Raw genomic sequence first — 8,368 nt, 5'->3', positions numbered from 1 at the left:
GGCAAACCTTTCCGGCCACGGCCCTAGCGATGACGTACCAAGGCCCCATATGAAACTGCATGTCACCATCCACCGGGCCCGGCTCGGCCCGACGGAATTCAAGGTCATCCACCCGGCCCGGCCCTTGGCGCGCGCGGTGCTCGTCGGTCCTCGGTGATGGGGCGGTGTAACCGTCAGGCCGACGCCGGTATGAGCCCCCGCAGCGGCCACGCCGTGTCGATCACCGCGTCCGGCGTGCCGTGCCCCCGCAGGTACGACTGGAAGTCCCGGGCCCAGCGGGCGTGCCAGGTGCCCTGCCGGTCGTGGAGGTCCGCCGGGGTGAGGCCGGCGACCTCCGGGTGGCGGACGGCTATCGCCCGGGCCACCTGGACCGCGGCCAGCGCGTCCGCGCCCGCGTCGTGCGCATCGTCGAGGGTGACCCCGTACACCCCGCACACCGCCTCCAGCGTGCGCTTCCCGCGCCGGTAGCGGTCCACGGCCCGGTCGATGGTCAGCGGGTCCACCACCGGCCCGGTCTCTCCCCCTGGCTGCGCCGGGGGCACCCCCACCCCGCCCAGCCGGTCGGCCAGCGACGGCAGCCCGTGCCGGGCCAGCTCCGCCGACAGCAGCGTCAGGTCGAAGGCCGCGTTGTACGCGACCACCACCGCGCCGCGCCGCCAGTGCTCCACCAGTACGGCCGCCACCTCGTCCGCGACCTCCCGCACCGGGCGGCCTTCCGCGACGGCCCGCTCCGTGCTGATCCCGTGGATCGCCGAGGCCTGCTCGGGGATCGCTATCCCCGGATCGGCGAGCCAGCCGCGCCGCTCGCGCACCTCGCCGTCCCGTACTTCGACCACCGCGGCCGTCACGATCCTCGACTCCCCCGGCTCCGTCCCGGTGGTCTCCAGGTCGAACCCGACCAGCGCTCCCCCATGCCACGCCGCCATGACGCGCCCCTCCCCCGTACATACATCCGGTCAACGACTTTCAGCCTGCCACGGGGCACTGACAGTCAGGACACCGGGCGGGAGTCGTCCCACACCGACTCGAATTCCTCCCGGTAGGTCGTGAACAGTCCGTGGTCGGCGTCCTTGGGCACACCGCGCCCGCCGCCCCGCAGGACCAGCACCGGCGCCTCCATGCCCCGCGCCCGCCGCAGGTACGACTGGACCACCGCGATGCCCGAGGACTCCCCCTCCACCAGATAGGCGGTGAAGCGCGGGGTCTCGTCGAAGACATGGATCTCGAAGCGCGAGGCGTCCCGCAGGCCGGCCCGCACCCTGCGGACGTGCAGGATGTTCATCTCCACCGAGCGGCTCAGCTCGCCCTTGCGCAGCCCCAGCTCCCGCTCGCGCCGCTTGACCGCGCTGCTCGCCGGGTTCAGGAACAGCAGCCGCACCCGGCAGCCGGCCTCCGTGAGCCGGACGAGTCTTCGGCCCGAGAAGTTCTGGACCAGCAGGTTGAGACCTATGCCGATGGCGTCCAGCCGCCTCGCGCCCCCGAACAGGTCCTCGGCCGGAAGCTGCCGCTGGAGCCGCACCCGGTCCGGGTGGACCGAAATGACGTCCGCGTACCGGTCGCCCACCAGGTCCTCGACGGCGTCGATCGGCAGCCGGTCCGCCGCCGGACTGCCCGCGCCGCCGCCCAGTACCTCCAGCAGCCGCGCCGACGCCCGTTCCGCCTGCTCCAGCACCGCCCGCGACAGGGCGCGGTTGCGGGAGACCACGTTCCGGGTGACCTCCAGCTCGTCCAGCGCCAGCTCGATCTCGCGCCGGTCGTCGAAGTACGGTTCGAAGCAGGGCCAGTGCTGGACCATCAGCTCCCGAAGCTGCGGCAGCGTAAGGAAGCTCAGCACGTTGTCGTCGGCCGGGTCCAGCAGGTAGCCCTTGCGCCGGCTGACCTCGCGGACGGCGACCGCCCGCTGCACCCACTCCTGTCCGGCGGGCCCGGCGGCCGCGACCACCCAGTCGTCCTGGCCGTGCACGGGCTCGTAGATGGGGCGCAGCACCGCGCCGACGACGGCCCGCAGCCGCTGTTCGATCAGGTTGAGCCAGATGTACGCGCGGCCGGCGCGCTGGGCCCGTGTGCGGACCTCGCTCCACGCGTCCGCGCCCCAGTCCAGCTCGGCCCCGGCGCGGGCGCTCCCGGCCACCGGCGGGGCCAGCGACACCGCCCCGGCGGGCACGCCGCCGGGCGCACCGCCCGGCACGCCGCCTGCGGCATCAGCCGGGCCGCCCTCGTGACCGCTGTCACCAGGGGGCAGCTCCAGACCTCCCGAGCTCACCCGTGCACCGCCTTCTGCGTCTGGACGCCCGTCTCCAGTGATCACGGAAGGGTACTCCGCGCGCACGGCCCGGTGCAGCCCGACGGGCCGTACACCTGTTGTCCGTTGACCCATTATCTGATGCCCGCATAGTCCGCTGACCCGCATATCAGCTCTCCGGGTCACCCGGTAGGAGCATGCCAAGTCCCGGCGTGCGGCCCCTCTTTCGGGGAAGATCTGGCAGTGACGTGGTCCACGCCGGATCAGCCCGACACCGAGGGGAAGAGTCGTTCCTATGCAGGTCTGGCCGGGACAGGCATATCCGCTCGGCGCCACGTACGACGGCGCCGGGACCAATTTCGCGGTCTACTCGGAGGCCGCCCGACGCATTGAGCTGTGTCTTCTGCACGACGACGGCTCGGAGACCGCCGTCGAACTGCGCGAGACGGACGCCTTCGTCCGGCACGCCTATCTGCCGGGCGTGATGCCGGGCCAGCGCTACGGATTCCGCGTCCACGGCCCGTACGAGCCCGAGCGCGGGCAGCGCTGCAACGCGGCGAAGCTGCTGCTGGACCCGTACGCGCGGGCGATCAGCGGCAGCGTCGACTGGGGCGAGCAGGTCTACGGGTACCACTTCGGCCGCCCCGACTCGCGCAACGATCTGGACTCGGCCCCGCACACCATGAGTTCGGTGGTGGTGAATCCGTACTTCGACTGGGCCAACGACCGCCCGCCGCGCCACGAGTACCACCACACCGTGCTGTACGAGGCCCACGTCAAAGGTCTGACGATGCGCCATCCCGACCTTCCCGAGGAACTGCGCGGCACCTACGGGGCCCTCGCACACCCGGCGGTCATCGGGCACCTCGCGAAGCTCGGGGTGACGGCGCTGGAGCTGATGCCGGTGCACCAGTACGTCAACGACCACCGTCTCGTGGACGACGGGCTGAGCAACTACTGGGGCTACAACACCATCGGCTTCTTCGCCCCGCACAACCGTTACGCCTCGGGGGACCGCGGCCAGCAGGTGCTGGAGTTCAAGTCGGCGGTGCGGGCCCTGCACGAGGCCGGGATCGAGGTGATCCTGGACGTGGTCTACAACCACACCGCCGAGGGCAACCACCTGGGCCCGACGCTGTCCTTCCGCGGGCTGGACAACTCCTCGTACTACCGGCTGGCGGAGGACCCGCGGCACTACATGGACACCACCGGAACCGGGAACTCGCTGCTGATGCGGTCCCCGCACGTACTCCAGCTGATCATGGACTCGCTGCGCTACTGGGTCACCGAGATGCATGTGGACGGCTTCCGCTTCGACCTCGCGGCCACGCTCGCCCGCCAGTTCCACGAGGTGGACCGGCTCTCCTCGTTCTTCGACCTGGTGCAGCAGGACCCGGTGGTCAGCCAGGTGAAGCTGATCGCGGAGCCCTGGGACCTGGGCGAGGGCGGCTACCAGGTGGGCAACTTCCCGCCGCTGTGGACCGAGTGGAACGGCAAGTACCGGGACACCGTACGGGACCTGTGGCGCGGGCAGCCGCGTACGCTCGCGGAGTTCGCGGGGCGGCTGACCGGCTCCTCGGACCTCTACCAGGACGACGGCCGGCGGCCGCTCGCCTCCATCAACTTCACCACCTGCCACGACGGTTTCACCCTGCACGACCTGGTCTCGTACAACGAGAAGCACAATGAGGCCAACCGCGAGGGCAACCGGGACGGCGAGACGCACAACCGCTCCTGGAACTGCGGGGTCGAGGGCCCGACCGAGGAGCAGGAGATCCTGGAGCTGCGCGAGCGCCAGATGCGCAACTTCATCGCCACGCTGATGCTTTCCCAGGGTGTGCCGATGCTCAGCCACGGCGATGAGTTCGCCCGCACGCAGGGCGGCAACAACAACGCGTACTGCCAGGACAACGAGTTGTCGTGGGTGAACTGGCCGGAGCCGGGCAAACCGCCGCCCGCGCTACTGGAGTTCACCCGGCAGATGGTGTGGCTGCGGCGCGACCACCCGGTGTTCCGGCGGCGCCGGTTCTTCCACGGGCGGCCCGTGGAGGGGACGCACGACGAGCTCTCCGACATCGCCTGGTTCACCCCGCACGGCGAGGAGATGCGGGCGCGCGACTGGCAGGCACAGCACGCTCGCGCGCTGACGGTGTTCCTCAACGGGGAGGCCATCTCCGAGCCGGGCACCCGCGGGGAGCGGATCACCGACGACTCGTTCCTGCTGATGTTCAACGCGGGCGCCGACGCGCAGGACTTCACCATCCCGGCCGGGCACGGCGCGCAGTGGCGGCTGGTGGTGGACACGGCGCGGGCGGACGTACTGCCACCCGGCACCGGGCCGCAGTACGCGGCCGGGGACCGGGTGGCCCTGACAGGACGGTGCCTGGTGGTGCTTCAGCGCCCGGCGTAGACGACGGCGCCCTCCCTGTCGGGCACGGCCGGGGAGGGCGCGACCCGGGCCGGAACGAAGGCCTTGGCGGGTGCGTGCGTACGGGCGGCCGGCACCCGGGTGACCAGGGAGAGCGTGAGGCACAGCGCGGCCGCCCCCACGGCGACCGCGAAGGACGCGGAGGGCCCGTACCACTCGGCGAGGCGCCCGGAGACGGCGAGGGATATGGCCTGTCCGGCGACGAGGGAGCTGGCTGCGAAGGCCATCGACTCGGCGAGCCGGGCCGGTTCCGCGGCCCGCTCGGTGAGCGCGAACGCGGTGATCAGGTGCGGGGCGTAGGCGGCCCCGAGGACGGTGACGACCGCGTACAGCGGGCCCAGCGTGTCGGTGAAGAGCAGCGGTACGGAGAGCACGAGCGCGGCGCCCGTGGCCGCCCGCCAGCGCAGCCGCAGCCCGATACGGGCGGGCAGCGCGCCGAGCGAGAGTCCCACGGCGGCGCTGACGACGCCCATGGCGGCGTACACGACGGCGGCCTGCTCGGGGACGCCCAACTGGATGGTGAGCGCGGCGATTCCGGCCTGGCAGGCGCCGAACATGGCGCCCTGGAGGGCCAGGGAGCCTCGGACGGCGTAGACGACACCGGGGGGACGGACCCGGGCCGGCGTGTCTCCGGTACGGCCTTGCGTGCTGGCCTCGTCCGTACCGCCCTCGTCCGTACCGCCCTCGTCCGGGCGGGCCTGCGCGCGGGTCCCGGCCGTGACGGCGGCGGTCGGGTGCAGCGCGAAGGCGGTGCCGAAGACGGCGACGAGGGCGGCCGCGCCGCCGAGGGCGACGGCCGGGTGGGCGACGATCGCGGCGAGTCCGACGAGGGCCGGGCCGAGGACGAACGACACCTCGTCCAGGGTGCCTTCGAGCGAGTGGACGGCGCCCACCACGCCCTCGTCGGCACGGGCACGGTGCGCCAGGGCCACGGACCGGGTCCGGGCGAGCGGTCCGATCAGCGGTGCGGAAGCACCGGTGACGGCTCCGATCGCGGCGAGCGGGACGGTGGCGAGGCCGCCGAGGGCGCCGGCCACCAGAGCCGCGGTCGCGACGGCGTTGACCGCGGCGGCCGCCAGGACGACGGGGCGCTGCCCGTACCGGTCGGCGAGGCGGCCCAGAACGGGTCCGGAGACCACCTGACCGCCGGAGAGGGTGCCGCCGACGACGGCGGCGGTGGCGATCGAGCCGCTGGTCTCGGCGACCAGCAGAACGCTCCCGAACTGCGACATCGCGACGGGCAGTCGGGCGAAGAAGGAGACGAGCGGGAGAAGGGGCCCGGTCAGGGCGATGACTCTTCGATAGGTGTTGACGATTCCAAACACTTGAGGAACGCTAACCCGGCGCAGTCACCCGTATGCATGGGGTAATGGCACGGAATCCCGCATCCTGGGTACGTACGTTCTCATGAGCCTGCCGTATGCGCGCATGCAATCGGAATCTGATGTTCCGACAGCCGTCACCCCGGCGTCGACCTACCGCCTCCAGCTGCGCCCGGAATTCCCCTTCGCGGCGGCCGAGGAAGCCGTCCCGTACCTCGCCTCGCTCGGCGTGTCGCACCTGCACCTCTCCCCCGTCCTGGAGGCGGTGCCCGGCTCGGCCCACGGGTACGACGTCACCGACCACTCCCGGGTACGGGCCGAGCTCGGCGGCGAGCCGGGCCTACGGGCGCTGGCCGCAGCCGCCCGGGCGCGCGGGCTCGGCCTGGTTCTCGACATCGTGCCGAACCACATGGCCGTGCCGTCGCCGCTGCGGCTGAACCTGCCCCTGTGGGAGGTACTGCGGGAGGGGCCGCACTCCCCGTACGCGCGCTGGTTCGACATCGACTGGGAGGCGGGCGGCGGGCAGGTGCTGCTGCCGGTGCTCGCCGGGCCGCTCGTGGCGGGCGACTTCGCGGCCGACGGGGACGTGCTGCGCCACGGGGAGCAGGAGTTCCCGCTGCGCGAGGGCACGGCCGGGCTGCCGCTGCCGGAGCTGCTGGCCGCGCAGTGGTACCGGCCGGCGTGGTGGCGGGAGGCCCCGACGGAGCTCAACTACCGTCGTTTCTTCACCATTTCGGATCTGATCGGGGTCCGGGTGGAGGACCCCGCGGTTTTCGAGGCCACGCACGCGAAGGTGCTGGAACTGGTCCGTGACGGGGTGGCCGCGGGGCTGCGGATCGACCATGTGGACGGGCTGGCGGATCCCGAGCGGTACCTGCGGCGGCTGCGGGCGGCGGTGGGGGACGGCTGCTGGGTGGTGGTGGAGAAGATCCTGGCCCGCCAGGAGCGGCTGCCGCCAGGCTGGCCGGTGGCGGGCACCACCGGGTACGACGCGCTGCACCGGCTGGACGGGCTGTTCACCGACCCGGCGGGCACGGCCGAACTCGCCGCGCGCTACCGGGCGTTCACCGGGCAGCCCGACTGGCGGGAGACGGCCTCGGCGAGCGCGCGGGAGGTACTGACCGGCGACCTGGCGGCCGAGCTGGCGGCGCTGGAGCGGCTGGTCGGTCCGGAACTGGCCTGCGCGGTCCGTGAATTGCTGATCGTCTATCCCGTCTACCGGCCGTATCCCGGCGAGCCGGATCTGCCGTCGCGGGCCCTGGAGCAGGCGGCCGCGGTGGCCGGCGCCGGCGCGGTGGCGAGGGTACGGGACCTCGTGCTGCGGGATCCGTCCCTCGGGGCGCGCTTCGCCCAGACATCGGCGGCCCTGCGCGCCAAGTCCCTGGAGGACAGGGCGTTCTACCGGTACGCCCCGCTGCTGTCCGCCACGGAGGTGGGCGGGGAGCCCGGGGATCCGGCGGTGCCGGTGGCGGAGTTCCACACGTACTGCGCCGCGCTCGCGCGGGACTGGCCGGCCTCCGGCACGGTGCTGTCCACCCACGACACCAAACGCAGCGCGGACGTCCGGGCCCGGATCGCGGTGCTGTCCGAGGCGCCGGAGCTCATGGGCACGCCGGGTGGTCCGGATCCCCAGCTCGCCTGGGTGGCCCGGCAGACCGCCCTGGGCCTCGGCGAGGTACCCGACCGCGCGCCCCGCCTCGCGGCGGCCCTGCTGAAGTCGGCCCGCGAGGCCGCGCTGCGCACCAGCTGGACCGACCCGGACGAGGCGTACGAGGCGGCGATCGCGGAGCTGGCCGCGCAGGCGTCGGAACTCCGCCCGGATCTGCCGCCGGCTGCGGCGGCGGCCGCCCGGGCCAACCTGCTCGGCATGGCGCTGCTCCATCTGGCGATGCCGGGGGTTCCGGAGGTGTACCAGGGCGCCGAGACCGAGTACCGGGCGCTGGTCGACCCCGACAACCGGCGCCCGGTCCGATTCCCCCGGGAGGACCTGGCCCGGCTGGACGCGGGCGCCGCCCCGCGCGGCCCGGCAAAGGAGAAGCTCGCCCTGACGGCGGCCCTGCTGCGGCTGCGCCGGGACCGGCCCGGGCTGTTCACCGGCTACACCCCCCTCGCCGCCCGGGGCCCCGCGGCGGAGCACTGCGTGGCCTTCGCCCGCTCGGCGGGACTCGTCGCGGTGGCCACCCGGCTGTCCCACCGGCTGGCCGGCGCGGGCGGCTGGCGCGGCACCACCCTGGCCCTGCCGCCGGGGCGGTGGACCTCGCTGCCCGGACCCGGGTCCTCGTACGAAGGCGAGGTGCCCCTGGCCGACCTGCTCTCCGCGCTGCCCGTAGGGCTACTGCTCCGGGCGGACTAATGCCGTGGCCGGAAAGGTTTGCC

Annotated in this window: 5 protein-coding genes; 2 read left to right on the top strand and 3 right to left on the bottom strand. The window is 73.1% G+C overall.

The annotated features are described in order from the left end of the window. Positions 1-173 precede the first annotated feature (173 nt). Entirely contained in the window at positions 174-926 is a 753-nt protein-coding gene (locus tag J7I97_RS21530) for an exonuclease domain-containing protein (RefSeq protein ID WP_214937327.1), read from the bottom strand. Positions 927-991: 65 nt separating this feature from the next. After that, the gene (locus tag J7I97_RS21525) at positions 992-2,263 is read right to left on the bottom strand and encodes an SAV2148 family HEPN domain-containing protein (RefSeq protein ID WP_214937325.1); all 1,272 of its coding nucleotides are present in this window, start codon (positions 2,261-2,263) and stop codon (positions 992-994) included. A gap of 274 nt (positions 2,264-2,537) precedes the next feature. On the opposite strand from J7I97_RS21525, the gene glgX reads away from it, so the two are divergent. Continuing rightward, positions 2,538-4,652: a glycogen debranching protein GlgX gene (gene glgX / locus J7I97_RS21520; RefSeq protein WP_214937322.1), complete on the top strand. Its 2,115-nt coding sequence runs from the start codon at positions 2,538-2,540 to the stop codon at positions 4,650-4,652. Here glgX and J7I97_RS21515 read toward each other — a convergent pair. Then, the gene (locus tag J7I97_RS21515; protein ID WP_214937320.1) at positions 4,637-5,995 is read right to left on the bottom strand and encodes an MFS transporter; all 1,359 of its coding nucleotides are present in this window, start codon (positions 5,993-5,995) and stop codon (positions 4,637-4,639) included. The two genes, glgX and J7I97_RS21515, sit on opposite strands and share 16 nt — an antisense overlap. 103 nt (positions 5,996-6,098) lie before the next feature. On the opposite strand from J7I97_RS21515, the gene treY reads away from it, so the two are divergent. Further along, a complete protein-coding gene (gene treY, locus J7I97_RS21510) occupies positions 6,099-8,345 on the top strand; it encodes a malto-oligosyltrehalose synthase (protein WP_214937317.1) in 2,247 nt (748 codons plus the stop codon). Positions 8,346-8,368 lie beyond the last annotated feature (23 nt).

The organism is Streptomyces sp. ISL-87 (genome assembly GCF_018614095.1).
Taxonomy (GTDB): Bacteria; Actinomycetota; Actinomycetes; order Streptomycetales; family Streptomycetaceae; genus Streptomyces.
This window is presented reverse-complemented; position numbering and strand designations above follow the sequence as displayed.